16 protein-coding genes and 2 rRNA genes are annotated in these 22,989 nt (G+C 56.7%); 6 read left to right on the forward strand and 12 right to left on the reverse strand.

Features of this window, described 5'->3' with window-relative positions; all coding sequences use genetic code 11:
* Window positions 1-2 precede the first annotated feature (2 nt).
* The 6 genes from ACL2XF_RS19335 to ACL2XF_RS19360 are packed head-to-tail and all read right to left on the reverse strand — an operon-like array spanning window position 3 to window position 5,169.
* Entirely contained in the window at window positions 3-653 is a 651-nt protein-coding gene (locus ACL2XF_RS19335; protein ID WP_410012635.1) for an HAD family hydrolase, read from the reverse strand.
* Complete coding sequence (locus ACL2XF_RS19340) at window positions 650-1,642, reverse strand: ABC transporter ATP-binding protein (protein WP_410012636.1); 993 nt, start codon at window positions 1,640-1,642, stop codon at window positions 650-652. Before ACL2XF_RS19340 ends, ACL2XF_RS19335 begins: the two co-directional genes overlap by 4 nt.
* 2 nt (window positions 1,643-1,644) lie before the next feature.
* Window positions 1,645-2,430: an ABC transporter permease gene (locus tag ACL2XF_RS19345; protein WP_410012637.1), complete on the reverse strand. Its 786-nt coding sequence runs from the start codon at window positions 2,428-2,430 to the stop codon at window positions 1,645-1,647.
* 33 nt (window positions 2,431-2,463) lie between these two features.
* A complete protein-coding gene (locus tag ACL2XF_RS19350; protein WP_410012638.1) occupies window positions 2,464-3,303 on the reverse strand; it encodes an ABC transporter permease in 840 nt (279 codons plus the stop codon).
* Window positions 3,300-4,097 carry an alkaline phosphatase family protein gene (locus ACL2XF_RS19355; RefSeq protein ID WP_410012639.1) on the reverse strand — a complete coding sequence of 266 codons (798 nt, stop codon included), beginning with the start codon at window positions 4,095-4,097 and terminating at the stop codon, window positions 3,300-3,302. The genes ACL2XF_RS19350 and ACL2XF_RS19355 overlap by 4 nt, the downstream gene beginning before the upstream one ends.
* 10 nt (window positions 4,098-4,107) lie before the next feature.
* On the reverse strand, window positions 4,108-5,169 hold the full coding sequence (locus tag ACL2XF_RS19360; protein ID WP_413721832.1) for an ABC transporter substrate-binding protein: 1,062 nt from the start codon (window positions 5,167-5,169) through the stop codon (window positions 4,108-4,110).
* A 195-nt stretch (window positions 5,170-5,364) separates the two neighbouring features.
* On the opposite strand from ACL2XF_RS19360, the gene ACL2XF_RS19365 reads away from it, so the two are divergent.
* Entirely contained in the window at window positions 5,365-6,105 is a 741-nt protein-coding gene (locus ACL2XF_RS19365; RefSeq protein WP_410012641.1) for a UTRA domain-containing protein, read from the forward strand.
* A 13-nt stretch (window positions 6,106-6,118) separates the two neighbouring features.
* On the opposite strand, the gene ACL2XF_RS19370 is transcribed toward ACL2XF_RS19365, so the two are convergent.
* Both ACL2XF_RS19370 and metH read right to left on the reverse strand, forming a co-directional pair.
* On the reverse strand, window positions 6,119-6,445 hold the full coding sequence (locus tag ACL2XF_RS19370) for a Dabb family protein (protein ID WP_410012642.1): 327 nt from the start codon (window positions 6,443-6,445) through the stop codon (window positions 6,119-6,121).
* 641 nt (window positions 6,446-7,086) lie between these two features.
* A complete protein-coding gene (gene metH, locus ACL2XF_RS19375; RefSeq protein WP_413727381.1) occupies window positions 7,087-10,773 on the reverse strand; it encodes a methionine synthase in 3,687 nt (1,228 codons plus the stop codon).
* Between the two features lie 293 nt (window positions 10,774-11,066).
* On the opposite strand from metH, the gene gntK reads away from it, so the two are divergent.
* Both gntK and edd read left to right on the forward strand, forming a co-directional pair.
* The gene (gntK, locus tag ACL2XF_RS19380) at window positions 11,067-11,603 is read left to right on the forward strand and encodes a gluconokinase (RefSeq protein WP_413727382.1); all 537 of its coding nucleotides are present in this window, start codon (window positions 11,067-11,069) and stop codon (window positions 11,601-11,603) included.
* A 309-nt stretch (window positions 11,604-11,912) separates the two neighbouring features.
* A complete protein-coding gene (edd, locus tag ACL2XF_RS19385) occupies window positions 11,913-13,724 on the forward strand; it encodes a phosphogluconate dehydratase (RefSeq protein ID WP_413727383.1) in 1,812 nt (603 codons plus the stop codon).
* Here the strand turns inward: edd and metA are convergent.
* On the reverse strand, window positions 13,721-14,650 hold the full coding sequence (gene metA, locus ACL2XF_RS19390; protein ID WP_410012646.1) for a homoserine O-acetyltransferase MetA: 930 nt from the start codon (window positions 14,648-14,650) through the stop codon (window positions 13,721-13,723). The two genes, edd and metA, sit on opposite strands and share 4 nt — an antisense overlap.
* Window positions 14,651-14,811: 161 nt before the next feature.
* On the reverse strand, window positions 14,812-15,681 hold the full coding sequence (locus ACL2XF_RS19395; protein WP_413727384.1) for a LysR family transcriptional regulator: 870 nt from the start codon (window positions 15,679-15,681) through the stop codon (window positions 14,812-14,814).
* 161 nt (window positions 15,682-15,842) lie between these two features.
* Here ACL2XF_RS19395 and ACL2XF_RS19400 point away from each other — a divergent pair, with 161 nt between their 5' ends.
* The 3 genes from ACL2XF_RS19400 to ACL2XF_RS19410 are packed head-to-tail and all read left to right on the forward strand — an operon-like array spanning window position 15,843 to window position 19,549.
* Window positions 15,843-17,048, forward strand: a complete 1,206-nt coding sequence (locus ACL2XF_RS19400) for a M20 family metallopeptidase (RefSeq protein WP_413727385.1) — start codon at window positions 15,843-15,845, stop codon at window positions 17,046-17,048.
* A gap of 1 nt (window position 17,049) precedes the next feature.
* Window positions 17,050-17,853: a transporter substrate-binding domain-containing protein gene (locus ACL2XF_RS19405; protein ID WP_413727386.1), complete on the forward strand. Its 804-nt coding sequence runs from the start codon at window positions 17,050-17,052 to the stop codon at window positions 17,851-17,853.
* Entirely contained in the window at window positions 17,840-19,549 is a 1,710-nt protein-coding gene (locus ACL2XF_RS19410; RefSeq protein ID WP_413727387.1) for a M28 family metallopeptidase, read from the forward strand. Before ACL2XF_RS19405 ends, ACL2XF_RS19410 begins: the two co-directional genes overlap by 14 nt.
* Before the next feature lie 243 nt (window positions 19,550-19,792).
* Here the strand turns inward: ACL2XF_RS19410 and rrf are convergent.
* Both rrf and ACL2XF_RS19420 read right to left on the reverse strand, forming a co-directional pair.
* A 5S ribosomal RNA gene (rrf, locus tag ACL2XF_RS19415) occupies window positions 19,793-19,908 on the reverse strand.
* A gap of 126 nt (window positions 19,909-20,034) precedes the next feature.
* Window positions 20,035-22,949: ribosomal RNA gene (locus ACL2XF_RS19420) — 23S ribosomal RNA — on the reverse strand.
* Window positions 22,950-22,989: the final 40 nt, after the last annotated feature.

Genomic DNA, 22,989 nt, shown 5'->3' on the forward strand with positions numbered 1-22,989 from the left:
GTTTACCATTGCAAAACCGGCCATCCAGCCTGTTGTGCATGCCGAAGCAGGATACCGTCGGGATTAACGGCATAAGGATAACCCACCTGACTTAATAACGGCAGGTCATTACACGAGTCGGAATAAAAGCTGGCCTGCGCCAACATTGACTCCTTGCCCTCGATCAGGTCCAGCAGCCTGGACACTTTCCCCTCCCGATAAGTTAATACGCCACAGGTTTTACCGGTATAAGAATCGTCATAAACTTCAAGTTGTATCGACAAGGTTTCAGCGACGCCGAAGCGGCGCGCAATCGGCGTCACCAAATGTTCGCCGGACGCCGAAATAATAACGTTCCGATCCCCGCGGCGTTGATGTTCGGCGATACAGCGCCGGGCGGGCTCACGTATGCAGGGAACGATCGCCTCGTCGATAAAGGCCTCCACGCACTGCGCCACTTCATCCGTAGAACGGCCGATCAGCGGCTCCAGGGTAAACGACATATATTCTTCCATGGATAATGTCCCCTGCCGGTACTGTAGCATTAATGCCTGTTCCCGTTGCACAAATCCGTCGCGTTGCGCCCAGCCCAGCGTCAGCATGTACTGGCTCCACAGGCTGGCGCAGTCTCCATCAATCAGTGTGTCATCCAAATCAAATAACGCCAGGCTCATGCCACCTCACATAATGTCGTTATATCTAACTGTAGACCAACCGGCGTGCCATTTGGGTGCAGATCGGCCACCGATCGGTTCAACACATCCACCAGCAGTTCGACCCCCTGCGCCGACACGCGATAACGGATCACATTACCCAACAGGCTGTGGCCGTCGACGCGCGCGCTAATGCCCTGCCCGGCCGGCAACAGCATAATAGACTCAGGCCGCACGGCGACCCGGCCCCGCCAGCCGCGCCCGGTCAACAGCGCGGCCTGATCCGGGCTTAACAGGTTATAACTGCCGATAAACCCGGCGGCAAAGGCGTCCACCGGCTGGGTATAAAGCGTTTCGGCGCTGCCGTTTTGCACGATTTTACCTTTATTCATCAGCACCACGCGGTCGGATAAGGTCAGCGCTTCTTCCTGATCGTGCGTAACAAAAATGGCGGTCAGCCGCAATTCTTGCTGAATACGCCGGATTTGGTCGCGCAAATGCTTGCGGATGCGGGCATCCAGGGCCGATAGCGGCTCATCCAGCAGCAGCAGCCGGGGACGGGTGACGAGCGAACGCGCCAGAGCCACCCGCTGGCATTGGCCGCCGGAGAGCTGATGCGGATACCGGTGGGCGAACTCATGCAGTTCCACCAGTTCCAGCACCTCGTTGACGCGGCGCGTGATCTCGGTCGCCGCCAGCTTTTGCATTTTCAGGCCAAAGGCCACGTTGCCGGTGACCGTCATATTCGGGAACAACGCATAGCTCTGGAATACCATGCCGATACCGCGGTCCTGGGGCGACAACGGCACTAAATCCGCGCCTTGCAACAAGATTTGCCCACTGTCCACCGGCGTCAGGCCCGCCAGGCAACGCAACAGGGTAGACTTGCCGCAGCCGCTCGGCCCGAGCAGGGTAACAAATTCGCCTTCCGCAGCATCGAAATCGATATTTTCGAACACCTGGGTCGGACCATAATGTTTATTAAGCTGTTTTACCGCCAGATAAGACATGATTATTCCTTGCCCTTATTCACGGAATTCGCCACCAGCGTCAGCAGCAAGACCACCAGGAAATAGGAGATCACCAGGGCGCTGGTGAAATGGCCGCTGCCGTTGCGGCTATTATAAAGATAGACCTGCAGCGTCTCGAAACGGTTGCCCACCAGCAGGTTGGCAAAGACAAACTCGCCGATAAGGAACGAGAACGACAGCAATACGGCAATCATGCAGCCCTTGCGCAGGTTGGGCAGCACCACCAGCAGCGCCGCCCGCCAGGTACTGGCGCCGAGCAATTGGGCGGCATCCATCAAATCACGCAGGTGGATGGCCTGCATATTGTTGGTGATCGCCCGATAGATAAACGGCAGCGCGATGGTGAAATAACAGCCGATTAAAATCCACGGCGTGCCGGTCATGGCCAGCGGACCGTCGGAATACAGCTGCAGCAGGCCCACCGACGACACTACCGGCGGCACGGCGAACGGCAGCAGGATCAGAATATTCATCAGGGCATCAAGCTGCGGGAAATAGTAAGCAATCACAAACATTAATGGCAATACCAGTACAACGGCAAGGGCCAGCGCGCCAAAACAAATCAGCAGCGAATGCCACAGCGCCGTCAGGAAACGCGGATCCTGCCAGAGCTGGGCCATCCATTTTAAGGTGAACCCTTCCGGCAACACCGTCGACCCCCACTGGCTGGAAAAAGCGTAAACCAGCGTCGCCACCAAAGGCAGCAGCAGGATAAACAGCAGCACCGCGACCACGGCGCGGTGATAAATGTTTTCAGCACGCGTCATCAACCCCCTCCCGTTTTGCCGCCAACTAACTTATCAGGATCGTACATGGGTATAGCTCCTGCGCATCACCCAGCGATGAACCAGGGTGATAAACACCATCAGCAGTACCAGGAACATGCCCAGCGCGCTGGCCATATTCGGGTCAAGTTCCAGATCGCCCGCCACCAGGGCGGCGATACGGATTGGGATAACGTTGAAATTGCCGCTGGTCAGGGCAAAAATCGTGGCGTAGGCGCCCAGGGCGTTAGCCAACAGGATAACAAAGGTGCCCAGCAGGGCCGGCGCCAGCACCGGCAGGCCGATATGCCGCCAGTAACGCACCTTGCCCGCGCCCAGCAACGCGGCGGATTCGCGCCAGTCCTCGCGCAGGCCGTCAAAGGCCGGATACAGCAACAGCACCCCGAGCGGGATCTGGAAGTAGGTGTACAGCACCATCAGGCCGGTTTTGGAATAGATGCTGAAGTCCCCGAGCCAGCCATAACGGCGCAGAATAAGCGTAACGCAACCGTTGGTGCCGAGCAGGATGACAAAAGCGAACGCCAGCGGGACGCCGGTAAAATTGCTGGTCATATTGGTAAAGGACATCACGGCGGTGCGCAGGCGCGTCACCCCGAGCTGGCGCAGCGAGTAACTGCCCACCAGGGCGATCAGCAACCCGAATACGCTGGACCAGAAGGTGATTTGCAGGGAGAAGTAGATCGCCTGCCGGTAAAACGGCGAGCCGAGGATTTGCCGATAGTTATCCATCCCCCAGCCTTCGATGTCGCTGTTGAAGCTATGCACCGCCATCCACGCCAGCGGCGCGATTTGGAAAGCACAGAACACCAGCGCAAAAGGCAGCATGACCAATACCGCCAGCCATTTGGCCTTCATTTCAACAGCTCCGCGCAGGCCGGCCGATCGTGTTCAACCCCCAGCAGGCTGCAAAGGGTGCCGCACAGTTCCGTCTGGCGCGGCGCGGCGGGCGCCTGGCTAAAAGCCGCGCCGAACACAAATAACGGCACCTGGCGCTCTTCGGGCAGGATGCCGCCATGGCTGCGATCGTCGTTCATGCCGTGATCCGCCGTGACGATCACCTGATAACCGGCTGCCAGCCACGCGGGCATATATTGCGACAACAGGCCGTCCGCGGTGCGGGCCATATTACGGTATTGCGGCGACGACAGGCCGAAGCGATGGCCCGCGTCGTCGATATTCATGGGATGAAGCAGCAGGAAATCCGGTTGGTGGCGCTGGCGCAGGCTTTCCGCATCTTCAAACAGATGGGAGTCGGGATAATGGTCCGCATGATAAAAATGCCCGTACTGGATAGCCGCCTCCGGCGCGACGGTATGGCGATCGCGCACGGCATCGAAGGGGGCGCGGTTATACAGTTCGCTCACCCAATAATAGGCCGCCGCCGCGGTGGTAAGGCCGGCGGCGCGGGCAAAATGAAAAATGCTGCGATGATGCGAAAGCCTCACCACGTTATTATGCACGACGCCGCTCGCCACCGGCGGCACGCCGGTAAGGATACACTCATAGAGCGGTCGCGATAATGACGGCAGCTCGCAGTCCAGTTGATAGAGGCATCCATGCCCCGCCGCGCACTCAGCGTGCAGATATCCCATGGCGTCGTAGGCCACCGGATAGCTTAGTCCGTCCAGTATCACCAGCAGGGTTTTCATCACGCCTCCTTTACTGCGGCATGACCATCATGACGTTTTCCTGCCACAGGCGCGGCAGTTCCTTGGCGCTCTTTTCCCAGGCAACCGGATCGGCGATGGGATGGGCGTTTTTATACTGTTCGATAGGCAGCAGCTTGGCTTTCACGTCATCCGGCAGCGTCAGCTTTTCCACGCGGATCGGGCGGGCATAGCCCCGGGCCAGGTTGATCTGTCCGGCATCGGAGAAAATATATTCGCGCGCAAACTTGGCCGCATTGGGATGTTTGGCATATTTATTTATAATCGTGGTATAGCCGGAGGTAATGGAGCCATCGGAGGGGATCAGTACATCAAAACGGGTCTTGTCGATGGTGTCGCGGTAATTAAGGCCGTTGAAATCCCAGACGATGCCCACATCCACTTCGCCTTTTTCCAGCGACGCTATAGTCGGGTTGTTCAGTCCCAGGCGTCCCGCCTTGGCCAGCTTGGCAAAAAATTCCAGGCCCGGCTTCAGATTCTTTTCATCGCCGCCCATGGCATAGCTCGCCGCCAGCACGCCGTTGGTCGCTTGCGCCGCGGTACTGACATCGCCGACGGTCACCTTATAATCGCCTTTCAGCAAATCGGCCCAGCTATGCGGCGTTTCTTTTACCGTTTGCTTGTTCACGATAAAAGCGATGGTGCCGGTATACGCCAGCGCCCAATGGCCGTCTTTGTCCTTCGCCCAGTCGGGAACCTGATCCCAGGTACTGGGTTTGTAAGGCAGCGTTACGCCTTTTTGTACCGCCACCGGCCCAAAGGACGATCCCACATCGCCGATATCCGCGCTGGCGTTGCCTTTCTCAGCCAGGAATTTGGCGATCTCCTGCGCTGAACTCATATCGGTATCGCTATGCTTCAGGCCGTATTTGCCGGCCAGATCCGCCCAGGTATCCTTCCAGTTTGCCCAGCTGTCAGGCATGCCGACACTATTGACCTCGCCTTCCTGGCGCGCCGCTTTCTCCAGGGCCGCGACATCCGCGGGCGCGGCGAAACCGGCCGGGCTTGCCATCAGGATGGCGGTGGTTAACACAGAAGCGAACAGAAGTTTCATAAATGATGCTCCGGGTGAAGGAATGAAGGTGACGAACTCTACTGGTCTAGTCCAGCAAGAACCAAGCCAATCTACCGAAGTAAGATGAATATTTGATGTCAGTAATTCTTTTAGCCGATTTTTTGTTATGGTTTTACCACCCCATCCGCAAAGGCAGAAAAATGTGCACTATGAACAGGCAGGCCGGTAAAAAAAATGCTGCATAATGGCGCTTCTTTCAGCGCCAGCCTGTCCCGGCAAAAAACCGTTACCGCGATTTGCCAGGCGATCGCCGGCTGGATTGCACAAGGGGACTTGACGCACAACGATCGCTTGCCCGCCGAGAGGATGCTAAGCGAACAATTTGCCACGACCCGCATTACCCTGCGGGAAGCGTTGGGGCAGTTGGAAGCCCAGGGGCTGATTTACCGCGAGGAACGCCGCGGCTGGTTTGTCAGCCCGCCGCGTATTATCTATAACCCGCTGACGCGCAGCCATTTCCATGCCATGGTGCGCGAGCAGGGACGTAAACCCGCCACCGAGGTATTGGATGCCAGCGAAATGACGACGCCGGCGGCGATATGCGCGCATTTGGCATTGCCGTCCGGTTCACGGGTATATTGCATACGCCGGGTCAGGCGCATTGACGGGCGTGCGGTGCTTTACGTGGAACATTACCTGAATCCGGCGTATTTTCCGGCGATTTTGCATGAGGATCTGACATCCTCGCTTACGGAACTGTATGCCAACCAGTATGGCATCCGTTACGGCAAAGTACGTTTCGCCATGCTGCCCACCACCTTTCCGCAGGCGGCGTCGCAGGCGCTGAAATTGGCGGATAACAGCCCGGCGCTGTTTATTACCCGTATCAATCGCGATCAGTATGGCCGCATTATTGACTGCGACCTGGAGTACTGGCGCTACGATACCCTGCATATCGACGTAGAGGCGCAGTAGCGCCGGGGGTCATTCACAATGCGTTTTCATGTCCCCACAGATCAAACACCAGCACGGACCCCGCGCCGTCCGCCAGTACCGGGAACAGGATATTTTCACACACGTAAAGATGATGGCGATGGGCCAGATACTGGTCCAGGGCTGCGCTGTCGGCAAAAAAAAGCCGGAGCAGATGCCTGAAGCCCTTATCCCGTTGTTCCCGGCTGGCATTGTCATGCCACGATGCCTTCAGGATGCCGGGAATATACCGATCCATCGCCAGCAGCGTCGCGGCGACCTGCTGGATCTCCGCCGGCGCCAATGCCGGCCTGAACCGGAACAGAACATTATGTTCAATCATCTTTCTCTCCGATTTTTCATCCCTTGAAGCACGCCGCCTTTCAGGGGGAAGGAGGGCTTTTCGCCCCGCTCTTGCCATAAGGATAATTGCGCTTCATATAACGATGTGTCGATCTGAAGGCCGCCACCAGCGTCGTCAGAAATATTTTTTGTTCATGTTGATTCATCAGTTACCCTCTTACCGCTTATTATTTTGTCATGCTAAGTCCGCCATCCCGTCTGTGCGCGCGGTCCTGTACGCCAGGGTGCCTTTTCATGAAGGGTGTCCACAGAGTTGCCTCAATAATAGGGATTGATTACACTCATCCTTGCGTTGCCAGCGGAAAGTGGCGCTAAGTATTTTAAAAAAAATTAATATAATTAAAATAATATAAAACTTTTCTTTCTCAGCTTGTCCTTGAGTACGATTAAATTTAACCCGTCCATCCCAATAGGTAAAATAATTATATTATTAGCTATAATTAATTAGCGTTAAATCATTTAAAACAAAAATTGAATATTGCTAATAGATTCAATATTAAGCATATCGATATTTTTTTCTTATGAAACCGCGCGGGGGGAATGGGGAAAGCACAATGAAGCAGCGCGGCGCGTCAACGCCGGGCCGCCCCGCTATTTTACCGCTGTGACATCTGTGACCGATCAGTCCGCATCGTAGCCCAGGTTCGGCGCCAGCCAGCGTTCAACTTCAGCGATAGGCATATTTTTACGCCGGGCATAATCTTCCACCTGATCCCGCTGGATCTGCGCCACGGCATAATATTTACTGTCGGGATGGCTGAAATACCAGCCGGAGACCGACGCGCCGGGCCACATGGCATAGGACTCCGTCAGGCGCATCCCGGCGGTGTCGTCCACATTCAGCAATTGCCAGATAGCCGCTTTCTCGGTGTGGTCGGGACAGGCCGGATAGCCGGGCGCCGGGCGGATGCCCTGGTAGTTTTCCCGAATCAATTCGTCATTGCTCAGGTTCTCGTTGGGCGCGTAGCCCCAGTAGACTTTACGCACCCGCTCATGGAGATATTCGGCAAAGGCTTCGGCCAGACGGTCGCAAAGGGCTTTGACCATGATTTTATTATAATCGTCCTGTTGGGCGTCAAAGGCCGCCGCCAGCGCATCTTCCTCCAGACCGCCGGTGACGGCGAACGCGCCCAGGTAGTCCGCCTTGCCACTGTCTTTCGGCGCCACAAAATCCGCCAGGCAATAATTGGCGAATTCGCTTTTCTCCGTCTGCTGACGCAGATGATGGCTGACCACCAAAATTTCGCGCCGGCTTTCGTCGCGATAGATTTCGATGTCGTCGCCCACCCGGTTGGCGGGAAAAATACCCACCACCCCGCGCGGGTTAAGGGATTTTTGCGCGGAAAGCTGGTCCAGCAGGGCATTGGCGTCGTCAAACACGCGTTTCGCCTCGGCGCCGACCACTTCATCCTCCAGGATGCGGGGGTATTTACCCGCCAGCGACCAGGTCATAAAAAACGGCGTCCAGTCAATATAGTTGCGCAATGTCTCGATAGAGGCGCTGACGGACTGAATGCCCAGGCGATGGGCCACCGGGGGAATATAGCTATCCCAATCGATGGCCAGGTCGTTATCGCGCGCGGCCTGCAGCGAGACCGGCGGCGTACGGGGCTTTTTGCGGCCATGCTGGATGCGCACCGTGTCATACTCCTTACGGGTACGCAGTATAAATTCATCCCGCTGCTCGTCCGACAGCAGGGCCGACACCACCCCCACGCTGCGCGAGGCATTCTGCACATACACCGTCGGCCCGCTGTAGTTTTTCTCGATTTTAACCGCGGTGTGCGCCTTCGAGGTGGTGGCGCCGCCAATCAGCAACGGCAGGGTAAATCCCTGGCGTTCCATCTCTTTGGCGACGTTGACCATCTCATCGAGCGAGGGCGTGATCAAGCCCGACAGGCCGATAATATCCACGTTGAATTCCCGCGCCGCTTTCAGGATCTTATCCATCGAGACCATCACACCCAGGTCGATGATTTCGTAGTTATTGCATTGCAGCACCACGCCGACGATATTTTTGCCGATATCATGCACATCGCCTTTCACCGTCGCCAGCAGAATCTTGCCGGCCGCCTTTTGCTTTTCTTTTCCCGCCTTGATAAAGGGTTCCAGATAGGCAACCGCCTGCTTCATGACCCGCGCCGACTTGACCACCTGCGGCAGGAACATCTTCCCGGCGCCGAACAGGTCGCCCACCACGTTCATGCCGGCCATCAGCGGCCCTTCAATCACCTCAATGGGCCGCGCCGCCTGTTGCCGCGATTCTTCGGTATCCGCTTCGATGTATTCGGTAATGCCTTTTACCAGCGCGTACTCCAGCCGTTTATTGACCGGCCAGCCGCGCCATTCCGCCTGCTGTTGTTTCGTATCGTCGTCGTTTTTGCCAACGCGGTATTTCTCCGCCAGATCCAGGAGTCTTTCGGTGCCGTCGGCGCGCCGGTTGAGCACCACGTCCTCTACCGCCTCGCGCAGCTCATCGGACAGGTCGTCATAGATGGCCAGCTGGCCGGCGTTGACGATCCCCATATCCAGGCCGTTCTTGATGGCGTAATAAAGGAACACCGCGTGTATGGCCTCGCGTACCGGCTCGTTGCCGCGAAACGAAAACGACACGTTGGATACCCCGCCGGAAATCAGCGCATGGGGCAGCTCGGCCTTGATATCGGCACAGGCGCCGATAAAGTCCTGGGCATAGTTATTGTGTTCTTCAATCCCTGTGGCGATGGCAAAAATATTGGGGTCGAAGATAATATCTTCCGGCGGGAAACCCACGGTTTCGGTCAGGATGCGGTAAGCGCGGCGGCAAATGTCTATCTTGCGCTGCCGGGTATCCGCCTGGCCCTCTTCATCAAACGCCATCACTACGACCGCGGCGCCGTAACGGCGCACCAAACGGGCATGGTGGATAAAGGCGGCCTCGCCTTCCTTCATCGAGATGGAATTAACGATGCCCTTACCCTGGATGCACTTCAGCCCTTGCTCGATGACGTCCCATTTCGACGAATCGATCATAATCGGCACCCGGGATATATCCGGTTCGCCGGCGATCAAATGCAGAAAACGCACCATGGCGGCGGCGGAATCCAGCATGCCTTCATCCATGTTGATATCAATGATCTGCGCGCCGCTTTCCACCTGCTGCAACGCCACCGCCAGCGCCTCATTATATTTTTCTTCTTTGATCAGGCGCTTGAAGCGCGCCGAACCGGTAACGTTGGTGCGCTCGCCCACGTTGACGAACAGCGTATCCTTGGCGATATTCAGCGGTTCCAGGCCCGCCAGACGGCAGGCTACGGGCCGTTCCGGCAGGACGCGCGGCGCTATGCCCTCGACGGCGCGCGCCATGGCGGCGATGTGCGCGGGCGTGGTGCCGCAGCAGCCGCCGACGATATTCAGGAAACCGGAAACGGCCCATTCCTTGATCTGCCCGGCCATTTCATCCGGGCCGAGATCGTATTCGCCAAAGGCGTTCGGCAATCCGGCGTTGGGATGGGCGCTGACATAACAATCGGCAATGCGCGACAGCTCGGCCACATACTGGCGCAGCTCATCGGGGCCTAAGGCGCAGTTCAGGCCAAAGGACAGGGGCTTGACGTGGCGCAGGGAATTATAGAAGGCCTCGGTGGTCTGGCCGGAAAGGGTGCGGCCCGAGGCATCGGTAATAGTGCCGGAAATCATCACCGGCAACTGCACGCCCATGGCCTCGAATTCGGTTTCGATGGCGAATATCGCGGCCTTGGCGTTAAGGGTATCGAAAATGGTTTCCACCATAATCAAGTCCACGCCGCCCGTCACCAGAGCGTGAACCGCCTCACGGTAAGCGCTCACTAACTGATCAAAACTGACGTTGCGGAACGCCGGATCGTTAACGTCCGGCGAAATGGAGGCGGTGCGGTTGGTGGGGCCGAGGACGCCGGCCACATAGCGGGGTTTCTCCGGCGTGCGCGCCGTCCATTCGTCCGCGCTGCGCCGGGCCAGCCGGGCGGCCTCGGTATTCAGCTCGCTGACCAGCGACTCCATATGGTAGTCGGCCATGGCGATGGCGGTAGAGTTAAAGGTGTTGGTCTCAAGGATATCGGCGCCCGCGGCCAGATAGTCGTGATGGATAGCGGCAATCACCTCGGGCTTGCTCAGCACCAGCAGATCGTTATTGCCTTTCAGATCGCTCGGCCAGTCGGCGAAACGCGCCCCCCGGTAGTCCTCTTCCTCAAGCCGGTAACTCTGGATCATGGTGCCCATGCCACCGTCCAGCACCATGATGCGCTGTGCTAATTGCCTGCGCAGTCCGTCCACTCGATTGTTCACCATTACCCCATCCACCGCTGAAAAAATCATCTTTTATGAAGCCAAAACAGGCAGAACATCCTAGCATAAATTACAGGCAATCGACGCCGAAGGCGCATGAGACTTTTTCAAATCCCACCGGTCCGGCCCGAAACGATGCTGTGCGATGTAAAAAGAATGTTTCAGATTACATTTTTAATTTGAAGCAGATCACAATTAGCGCGAAAAAACGACAAAGCATCTGGAAACCGCAGCAAAAATCGGGATAATGTTACCGGTAACATCACTACACTCTTTTCTGGCCACGGAGCCTTACGATGACAACAACAGCTAACCATATCTTCGTTTTAATGGGCGTTTCAGGCAGCGGCAAGTCCGTGGTGGCCAACGCCCTGGCCCGTGAGCTATCGGCCGCGTTCCTTGACGGCGACTTTTTGCATCCGCGCGCCAACATCAACAAGATGGCGGCGGGACAGGCGCTTAACGACGACGATCGCGCGCCCTGGCTGGCGGCAATCAATGATGCCGCGTTTGCGATGCAACGTACCAACGCCATTTCCATTATCGTCTGTTCGGCGCTGAAAAAACATTATCGCGATCGGCTGCGGGAAGGCAACGCCAACCTGTCCTTCCTGTATCTCAAGGGCGAATTCGATGTGATAGAAGCCCGGATGAAAGCGCGCAAAGGTCATTTCTTCAAGACCCAAATGCTGGTCACTCAATTCGATACCCTGGAAGAACCGGGCGCCGATGAAAAGGACGTCCTGGTGGTGGATATCAACCAGCCGGTGGACGGGGTCATCAACGATGCCCTGCGCTGCATCAAGGAACAGATCGCGCGCAACGGCGGCTGACCTCCCGCGCGCTTAAGCAGCGATCGGCACAGCAACTATGCTTGTTATGCCAGGGATAATCATTGTCATACCCGGCCGGTATTCTCAAGAGGGCGCATCCGGCTGTTTAAGCATTTTTAGCTGAAACGATTCAATTTCACAATATCGCTGTAATAGCCGGCAGGCCGCTTCGCTACCAATAGGTTGTCATTATAAAAAAAGCGATTCGGCGGTTTGTCCGGCGGCTGGGACACCAATTCCGTTGTTGAGCCAGGCTCCGCCGACGGCAAGAGCCAGGCTTGACCATTCAATCTTAAGTGTGAGGCAGATATGAATCCTACCGTAGCCCGGGTGACGCAACGCGTTATCGACCGTTCCTTACCCACCCGCACCGCTTATCTGGCGCGCATCGACGCCGCACGCGTCAAAACGGTTCACCGGTCGCAGCTGGCCTGCGGCAACCTGGCCCACGGCTTCGCCGCCTGCCAGCCCGATGATAAGCTGGCGCTGAAAAGCATGACCCGCAATGATATCGCCATTATCAATTCTTACAACGATATGCTGTCCGCCCACCAGCCTTACGAGCATTACCCGCAACGCCTGAAAGACGCCCTGCACAGCGTCGGCGCGGTAGGCCAGGTAGCCGCCGGGGTACCGGCGATGTGCGACGGCGTGACCCAGGGACAGGACGGCATGGAGCTGTCGCTGATGAGCCGGGAGATCATCGCCATGTCCGCCGCCATTGGTTTATCCCATAATATGTTCGACGGTGCCTTATACCTCGGGATTTGTGACAAGATCGTCCCCGGGCTGGTGATGGCGGCGCTGTCCTTTGGACATCTGCCGGCGGTATTCGTCCCCGCCGGACCGATGGCCAGCGGTTTGCCGAATAAAGAAAAAGTACGCGTACGCCAGCTCTACGCCGAGGGCAAGATAGACCGCGCGGCCATGCTGGATGCGGAAGCGGCGTCATATCACAGCGCCGGCACCTGTACCTTTTACGGCACCGCCAACTCCAACCAGATGGTCATGGAAATGATGGGCCTGCATTTACCCGGCTCATCATTTATCCAGCCCAATACCCCGCTGCGCGACGCCTTGACCGATGCCGCCGCCGTACAGGTTACGCGCCTGACGGAAAACAGCGGCAACTATCTGCCGATTGGCCGGCTGGTGGACGAGAAGGTGATCGTCAACGGCATTATCGCCCTGCTGACCACCGGCGGTTCCACCAACCACACCATGCATTTGGTCGCCATGGCCCGCGCCGCCGGCATTATCATTAACTGGGACGACTTCTCCGAATTGTCGGACGTCGTGCCGTTGCTGTCGCGCATTTACCCCAACGGACCGGCGGATATTAATCAATTCCACGATGCCGGCGGCGTCCAGCTTGTGATACGCGAATTGCTAAAAGGCGGCCTGCTGAATGAAGAGGTCAATACCGTCGCCGGTTTCGGTTTAAGCCGTTACACCATGGAACCCTGGCTGGATCAAGGAGTGCTGGCCTGGCGCGAAAGCACCGAAATCTCGCTCGATCCCAAGGTGATAGCCAGCATCGATAATCCGTTTGAACATCACGGCGGCACCAAGGTTCTGGACGGCAATCTGGGGCGCGCGGTGATGAAAACCTCAGCCGTGCCCGTGGCCAACCAGGTTATCGAGGGGCCGGCGATGGTGTTTGAAAGCCAGCATGACGTGGGTCCGGCCTTTGATGCCGGCGAATTGAACAAAGACTGCGTGATCGTGGTGCGCTACCAGGGACCGCGCGCCAACGGCATGCCGGAGCTGCATAAACTGATGCCGCCGCTGGGCGTGCTGCTGGATCGCGGCTTCAAGGTCGCCCTGGTCACCGACGGACGCTTATCCGGCGCGTCAGGCAAGGTGCCGGCGGCCATCCATGTCACGCCGGAGGCCTATAACGGCGGATTGCTGGCGAAAATCCAGACGGGCGATCGGGTGCGGGTGAACGGCGTAACCGGCGAGCTGTCGTTACTGGTGGACGCCGACGAACTGGCGCGCCGGATCGTGGCGCAGCCTGATTTAAGCGCGGAGCATATCGGCTGCGGCCGTGAACTGTTCGGCGCGCTGCGCGGGCAACTCTCCGGCGCTGAACAGGGTGCGAGCTGCATTCCCTTTTAATCCAGGGTGGGATTCATTTTTTTCAGATCGTATGGCGTAATCTGGTAAACGTAGTAGTTCAGCCAGTTGGCGAACAATAAATGCCCATGGCTGCGCCAGCTGGCCCTGGGCGGCAGGTCTGGATTATTATCCGGGAAATAGTTAACCGGGATGGCGGGATTCAGGCCGGCCGCCAGATCGCGATGATATTCGCCGGCCAGGGTTAAGGCGTCGTATTCCGGATGACCGGTGACGAAGGCCAGGCGTTTATCGGGACTGGCGAATAGATAGGCGCCGGTTTGCTCCGATTCCGCCAGGATCTCCAGGTCGGTATATTGACGGATAACGTCGGAGGGGAAGTCGGCATAGCGGGAATGCGGCGCCAGAAACGTCTCGTCAAACCCCCGGGTCAGCAAGGCATGCGGCTTAAGGGTGTTATGCTGATATACGCCGGCCAGCTTCTCCCGCCGGGTCATTTTGGGAATGTCGTATAAAATATTCAGCGCCGCCTGTACCGCCCAACAGACGAACAGCGTCGAGGTGACATGCCCTTTAGCCCATTGCAACACCCGGTCTATCTGCGGCCAGAAAATCACGTCCTGAAAGTCCACCAGCCCCAGCGGCGCGCCGGTCACCACCAGACCATCGTAGTTTTCATCCTGGATATCCTCAAAATCACAGTAAAAGGTGTTGAGGTGTTCCGCCGGGGTGTTTTTCGACTCATGATTGTCAATACGCAACAGCTGAATATCAATTTGCAGCGGCGAGTTGGACAGCAGTCTCAGGAACTGATTTTCCGTCTCGATTTTTTTCGGCATCAGATTAAGGATCAGCACCTTTAGCGGACGTATTTCCTGGGTGCGCGCGCGGGAAGTGGTCATAACAAACACGTTTTCGTTACGCAGGAAATTCACTGCTGGCAACTCATCAAGAACCCGAATCGGCATAACTATAGAACCTCAAAGCATACGTATAAACGTTTAGACATCCAGATGCCCACGATAGCGTTTTTAGTAAATGATGTCGAGTGTTCAACCATTAGTTGAAAATGTTTCATCTTTAGCGAAACATTTTCTTTATTATTTCCAGCTTGCCGAACCGCTGATTATTACCGGACGGGGGGCAGGCCCGCGGCATCGGCCAGCATCTGGATAAAGGGCAGCGTCAGGGCGGAGGTATCGCAGGCCTGACGGTGGAGCAGCCAGGTTCTGTTCTTAACCGCCTGGCCGTCCACAGTGATGGGTAGACGGAACAGCGAATCCGGCAACGGCAAATAGCTGGAGATAATGGCGTAACCTAAGCCATGGTTCACCATGGCCAGGCAAACCTCCAGTTTGTCCACCGTCATGGCGATACGCGGCGCCAGGGAAAAATTGGCATTCCACCAGCGCTCAATCAGTTGGGTAATATGCGGCCCATGATTAATTTTAATCTGCGGCAAATGAGGCAGCAGGCTGAAATTAAGCTCATGCTGGCTTATCAGGTAATAACAATCCTCATCGATCAGCCGCTTGCCCTCTTTCCAGTTAAAATCATCTTTCACCAGCGCCAGATGAATCTCATCCCGTTGCAGGCGCTGGAAAATTTCTTCGCTGTAACCACTGGTAAGGCTAATGCTGACGCCGGGATATTGCCGGCGAAAACGTTCCAGCAAGGCGGGCAGGCGGTAGGCGGCATAATTACTCGACACCCCGATGCGGATCTCCCCTTGCTGTTGCTCATCCAGGCTATGCAGGTTGATTTTCAGCTGCTGCATGTCCCTAAGCACCTTATCGGCATGGCTGGCCAGAAATTCCCCCTGCGCGCTGAACGCCAGGCCTTTGCTGTTCTCGTCAAATAACTGGATCGCCAGTTTGCGCTCGATTTGTTTTAAGCGATAACTCAGCGCGGGCTGGGAGGTATATAACTGTTCCGCGGCGCGGGTGATATTTTTATGCTGGTAAACGGCCCGGATAATGAGCCAGTCTTTTTCATTCACGGCCGGTGTCCATGGGAAATTATCTTCCACTATAAAATATTTTTTGGCTTAAGGATGCAAGTCATAAAAACGCTCGATTGGGCTTAGCAGGGAAAATCGCCTATATCTGCGGTATAAGATATTGATGCTGCGCTGAAAACGCACCAAAACAGGGAGACACCATGGCGATTGGCACCATAAGCGAGCAAAAGAATAAAATTATTTATGCTGTTGATGACATGGCTGCGCAGTTAGAACAGCTGGCGTTGCAGATCCATGGCAATCCGGAGCTGAGCTTTAACGAAACGCAGTCCGCCGCCGCGCTGATCGCGCCACTGAGGAGCGCGGGTTTTGTCATTGAACAACCGCTGGGCGGCCTTCCTACCGCCTTTCGCGCCACTTTTGACAGCGGCAAACCCGGACCGGTGGTGGCGCTGCTTGCGGAATACGACGCGCTGCCAGAACTGGGGCATGCCTGCGGCCATAATCTTATCGGCACCGCCTCGGTGGGCGCCGCGCTGGCGTTAAAGGCCGCCTGCCCTGAATTAGGCGGGCGCCTGCTGGTGATCGGTACCCCGGCGGAAGAAGAAGGCGGCGGTAAAATCATTCTCGCCGATCTGGGCATATTCGATGCAGTGGATGCGGTGATGATGGTCCACCCGCGCGAGAAAACCATGGTGGTGCGCGGCGGACTGGCGTGCGTGGATGCGGTATTTAAATTTTACGGCAAGGCGGCGCATGCCTCGTCGGCACCGCAGAAAGGCATTAGCGCCCTGGACGCGGTCATCCATACGTTTGTCGGCATTAATGCCCTGCGCCAGTTCTTCACCGACGATGTGCGGGTACATGGGATTATTACCGATGGCGGCAGCGCCACTAATATCGTGCCGGCCTATGCCGAGGCAAAATTCCTGATGCGCGCGGCGACGGTTAACGGGTTGCGGCTGGTGCGGGATAAAGTGTTCGCCGCAGCGCAAGGCGCCGCAGCGATAAGCGGCGCCAGGCTGGAAATCGAGCCGGGCCTGACCTATGCCGAACGCAACAACAACCGGGCCCTGGCCATGGGTTTTCAACGCAACCTTGAGCTGTTGGGCATCGACGTGTTCGATCCGCCGGTAACCGGTGGTATCGGCTCGTCCGATATCGGTAATGTCAGCCAGGTCACCGCGGCCATCCATCCTTATATCCGCATTGGCGACGTTTTCCCGCATACCCCTGAGTTTGCCCAGGCGGCGGCTTCGCCCGCCGGCCTGGACGGCATGCTGCAGGCCGCCAAGGCGCTGGCGATGACCGCCTTTGACCTGAATCAGGATCGCTCGCTATTGCAGGCGGTAAGAGATGAATTTTCGCGCTGGAAGCTCGCCAACCAGGCCGGGCAGGAGGAATAAAATGAAAAACAGAGGGGTACTCGCGTTACTCGGCATGGTTATGGGCGCAACGGCGGCACAGGCGGCCGGTGAAACGGTGCGTATCGGCGCCGATCTGACCTATCCCCCGTTTCAGTACCGGGAAGCGGACGGTACGCCGCGGGGCTTTGAAATCGATATTACCCATGCCGTCTGCCGGGCAATGGCGGTGCAATGTCAATTCGTGGTCAGTAGCTTTGACGCGGAGATTCCCTCGCTGCTGGCTAAAAAAGTCGATGTTATTTCGCCGCTGGGAGCGACCGAAAAACGCAGGAAAGCCATCGACTTCAGTGATTTCGTTTACCATATCCCCACCCGGCTGGTGGCGCGCAAGGGCAGCAACCTGCAGCCGGACGTGGCATCGCTGCAGGGCAAGCATATCGCCGTCCAGCAGGGCACCATCCAGGAGATGTTTGCCAACCAGTTCTGGGCCGCCAAGGGCATCGATATCGTCCCTTACGCCGATCAGGATATGATTTATCAGGATTTGGCGGCGGGACGGCTGGACGGCGCATTAAGCCCGGCGGTAGCGGTCACCTATGGTTTCCTGAATAAACCCGAAGGCAAGGATTTCGCCCTGACCGGACCCGAAGTACGCGATGATAAACTCTTCAGCATCGGTTCGGCCTATGGTTTTCGCAAAGATGACGAAAAGATCAGGGCATTGCTAAACGAAGGTTTGGCTAAAATCAAGGCCGACGGCACTTGGGAAAAGATCAAACAGCAGTACTTTGGTGATATCGATTTGTCGGTTCATCAACCGGAGCAGGCCGATGCCAGTCACTGAGCCGCACGCAGGGACGCTATTGCCGCTGATGGACAGCCTGTTGCGGCAGTTCTCGCAGTTGCACCGGTTATCCGGCAGCGACGACGCCGAACGCTCGGCCGGCTATCTGGCAGAGGTGCTGAGCCGTCATGGCCTGTCGCCGCGCATTGAGCAATGTTCATTGTTGTTAAGCAATCCCCTTTCCGGCAGTCTGCAACTGCCGGACTACCCGGCATGGCGCTGCGCGGCCAAGACTCGCTCTTTCTCGGCCAGTTGCCCGCTGGGCGTGGACGCTGCGCTGTTTTACGACGCGCGCTCCACGGACCCGATACCGGATAATCAGATGGCGCAATGGTCCGCCCAGGTGAAAGGTAAGATTGTCATTGCCGATCAGGGTTTTGAAGATTATGTACAGCGGCTTGATGCCGCCGGCGCGTTGGGTCTCATCCATATCTGGTGGTCGGGCGAAACGGCGTTGCATGAGGAAACCGTCGGGCCGATCTGGGGCACCCCGGTGCCCGACGATCGCCATCGTTATCCGCGCCTGCCGGTCATCTCGATCAACCAGCAGCAGGGGCGCGAGCTGCTGGCGTTTTATCAACGGCACCCCGCCCCGCTTACCGCGCGTCTGCGCACCGAGCTGCAGGTGGCGGTTTCCACATGCAGCCTGCCGGTGGTGGAGATAGCGGGAGAATCTCCCGAGTTTGTCCTGTTATCTTCCCATTATGATTCCTGGCATGAAGGCGTTACCGACAATGCCACCGGCAATGCGTTATGTCTGGCGATGGCCGTTCATTTTCATCAGCATCGCCACGAGTTAACACGGGGTCTGCGGATTGCCTGGTGGCCGGGCCATTCGAATGCCCGCTATGGGGGGTCGACCTGGTATGCCGACCGGTTTCGTCATCCGTTGGCTCAACATTGCGTGGCGCATATTAACGTTGATTCCCCCGGCTGTATGGAAGCATTGCAGGTAGTGATCAACGCCAGTGGGGCCGAACAGCCTGATTTCCTTAACCGCGCGGTGCGTCGGGTAACCGGTAGTGCGGCACAACGCATTACGCCGTTGGGCAAAGGAGGCGACCAGTCTTTTTGGGGCAGCGGTTTGCCGCTGCATTTCGCCCTGCGCGAAGAGCCGTTAAATAAGAATACGCTGTCGCCGGGCAGCGGCGGCGGCTGGTGGTGGCATACCGAAGCGGATACCTATGATAAGGTCGATCTGGATATTTTATGGCGCGACAGCCGGATCCATGGTTACTGGCTGGCGGAGCTTCTAACCGCTACGGCGTTGCCGCTGGATCCGCTGGGCTATCGGGATCGGCTGTATAAAGAAATGGCGGCGTTGCAAGATCAGCTGGATCCTGCGTTTGACCTGAGTCCGGCGCTTGACGCCATGGTGGGTCTGCGGGACGATTTGCAGCGGGTGGTAGCATGTTGGCAATACGATACTCAGGCATGGCAGCCGGCAATAATCAAGGTGCTGGCCTTATGGCACCGCCTGCGCTATAGCTCGGTCGATGATTTTCATTACGACCTGAGTTATCACGGCGGCGCATTTCCCGGGCTGCGGATCCTTAAAGATCAGGCCGCCCAGGCCACGCCTGTAACCTTTTTGATGATGACCACCCAGTTCCATCGCCAGCGGGATCGGGCGCTGGATCTGCTGGAGCGCAGCGCGCAAGTCCTGCGTACGGCATTATCGCGGGATCGGCCATAGCGCCCGGGTAGCGAACCGCCAGGGTCACGGACATGAAAAAGCCCTCTGTTTACACAGAGGGCTTCGTCAATGGGATGCCTGGCAGTGGATGCCTGACTGCGTCAGGCACCCTGCGGGCCGTCGCCTGCGGCTCCGTTCCACCGGCGTTGCCGGTGGTCCTACTCTCTTACTCGAGTAGCGAACCGCCAGGGTTACGCACATGAAAAAGCCCTCTGTTTTCACAGAGGGCTTCGTCAATTGGATGCCTGGCAGTTCCCTACTCTCGCATGGGGAGACCCCACACTACCATCGGCGCTACGGCGTTTCACTGCTGAGTTCGGCATGGGGTCAGGTGGGACCACCGCGCTAGTGCCGCCAGGCAAATTCGTTTACCAACCGTCATCCTGCTTCTGATGACCATCGGCCTTTATCCGGAACTTCGCTGAAAATTCTCTCGCCACCCCTTGGGGCAACGCTCTCTTCGCGTCAAACACTTTAGGTGTTGTAAGGTTAAGCCTCACGGGTCATTAGTATCGGTTAGCTCAACGCATCGCTGCGCTTACACACCCGACCTATCAACGTCATCGTCTTTAACGTCCCTTCAGGTGGCTTAAAGCCACAGGGAAGACTCATCTCGAGGCAAGTTTCCCGCTTAGATGCTTTCAGCGGTTATCTCTTCCGCACGTAGCTACCGGGCAATGCCATTGGCATGACAACCCGAACACCAGTGGTGCGTCCACTCCGGTCCTCTCGTACTAGGAGCAGCCCCTCTCAATCTTCCAACGCCCACGGCAGATAGGGACCGAACTGTCTCACGACGTTCTAAACCCAGCTCGCGTACCACTTTAAATGGCGAACAGCCATACCCTTGGGACCTACTTCAGCCCCAGGATGTGATGAGCCGACATCGAGGTGCCAAACACCGCCGTCGATATGAACTCTTGGGCGGTATCAGCCTGTTATCCCCGGAGTACCTTTTATCCGTTGAGCGATGGCCCTTCCATTCAGAACCACCGGATCACTAAGACCTGCTTTCGCACCTGCTCGAGCCGTCACTCTCGCAGTCAAGCTAGCTTATGCCTTTGCACTAACCTCACGATGTCCGACCGTGATTAGCTAACCTTCGTGCTCCTCCGTTACTCTTTAGGAGGAGACCGCCCCAGTCAAACTACCCACCAGACACTGTCCTCGACCCGGATTACGGGCCGGAGTTAGAACATCAAACATTAAAGGGTGGTATTTCAAGGTTGGCTCCATGCAGACTGGCGTCCACACTTCAAAGCCTCCCACCTATCCTACACATCAAGGCTCAATGTTCAGTGTCAAGCTATAGTAAAGGTTCACGGGGTCTTTCCGTCTTGCCGCGGGTACACTGCATCTTCACAGCGAGTTCAATTTCACTGAGTCTCGGGTGGAGACAGCCTGGCCATCATTACGCCATTCGTGCAGGTCGGAACTTACCCGACAAGGAATTTCGCTACCTTAGGACCGTTATAGTTACGGCCGCCGTTTACCGGGGCTTCGATCAAGAGCTTCTCCTTGCGGATAACCCCATCAATTAACCTTCCGGCACCGGGCAGGCGTCACACCGTATACGTCCACTTTCGTGTTTGCACAGTGCTGTGTTTTTAATAAACAGTTGCAGCCAGCTGGTATCTGCGACTGGCTTCAGCTCGGGGAGCAAGTCCCTCCACCTAATGCCAGCGTGCCTTCTCCCGAAGTTACGGCACCATTTTGCCTAGTTCCTTCACCCGAGTTCTCTCAAGCGCCTTGGTATTCTCTACCTGACCACCTGTGTCGGTTTGGGGTACGATTCGATGTGACCTGGAGCTTAGAGGCTTTTCCTGGAAGCGTAGCATCAATTCCTTCACCACCGTAGTGGCTCGTTATCACGCCTCAGTGTTGAATGAAAGAGCGGATTTACCTGCTCTTTCCACCTTCACGCTTAAACCGGGACAACCGTCGCCCGGCGAACCTAGCTTTCTCCGTCCCCCCTTCGCAGTCACACCCAGTACAGGAATATTAACCTGTTTCCCATCGACTACGCCTTTCGGCCTCGCCTTAGGGGTCGACTCACCCTGCCCCGATTAACGTTGGACAGGAACCCTTGGTCTTCCGGCGAGCGGGCTTTTCACCCGCTTTATCGTTACTTATGTCAGCATTCGCACTTCTGATACCTCCAGCAGCCCTCACAGGCCACCTTCGCAGGCTTACAGAACGCTCCCCTACCCAACAATACCCGAAGGTATCGCTGCCGCAAGTTTCGGTGCATGGTTTAGCCCCGTTACATCTTCCGCGCAGGCCGACTCGACCAGTGAGCTATTACGCTTTCTTTAAATGATGGCTGCTTCTAAGCCAACATCCTGGCTGTCTGTGCCTTCCCACATCGTTTCCCACTTAACCATGACTTTGGGACCTTAGCTGGCGGTCTGGGTTGTTTCCCTCTTCACGACGGACGTTAGCACCCGCCGTGTGTCTCCCGTGGTAACATTCTTCGGTATTCGCAGTTTGCATCGGGTTGGTAATCCGGGGTGGACCCCTAGCCGAAACAGTGCTCTACCCCCGAAGATGAATTCACGAGGCGCTACCTAAATAGCTTTCGGGGAGAACCAGCTATCTCCCGGTTTGATTGGCCTTTCACCCCCAGCCACAAGTCATCCGCTAATTTTTCAACATTAGTCGGTTCGGTCCTCCAGTTAGTGTTACCCAACCTTCAACCTGCCCATGGCTAGATCACCGGGTTTCGGGTCTATACCCTGCAACTTAACGCCCAGTTAAGACTCGGTTTCCCTACGGCTCCCCTATTCGGTTAACCTTGCTACAGAATATAAGTCGCTGACCCATTATACAAAAGGTACGCAGTCACCCTGATAAATCAAGGCTCCCACTGCTTGTACGTACACGGTTTCAGGTTCTATTTCACTCCCCTCGCCGGGGTTCTTTTCGCCTTTCCCTCACGGTACTGGTTCACTATCGGTCAGTCAGGAGTATTTAGCCTTGGAGGATGGTCCCCCCATCTTCAGACAGGATATCACGTGTCCCGCCCTACTCATCGAGCTCACAGCACTTGCACCTTCGGATACGGGGCTATCACCCTGTGTTGCCGGACTTTCCAGACCGTTCTCCTGATACAAATGCTGATGGTGACTCTGGGCTGTTCCCCGTTCGCTCGCCGCTACTAGGGGAATCTCGGTTGATTTCTTTTCCTCGGGGTACTGAGATGTTTCAGTTCCCCCGGTTCGCCTCAATACGCTATGGATTCACGTAATGATAGTGCAACGAATTGCACTGGGTTTCCCCATTCGGACATCGCCGGCTGATAGCGCTTCATATCAGCTCACCGGCGCATTTCGCGGATTAGCACGTCCTTCATCGCCTCTGACTGCCTAGGCATCCACCGTGTACGCTTATTCACTTAACCTCACAACCCTAAAGTGTCTGTGTTGCGACTGGCTGCACAC

This window comes from Sodalis sp. RH19 (assembly GCF_047324215.1).
Classification (GTDB): Bacteria; Pseudomonadota; Gammaproteobacteria; order Enterobacterales; family Enterobacteriaceae; genus Acerihabitans.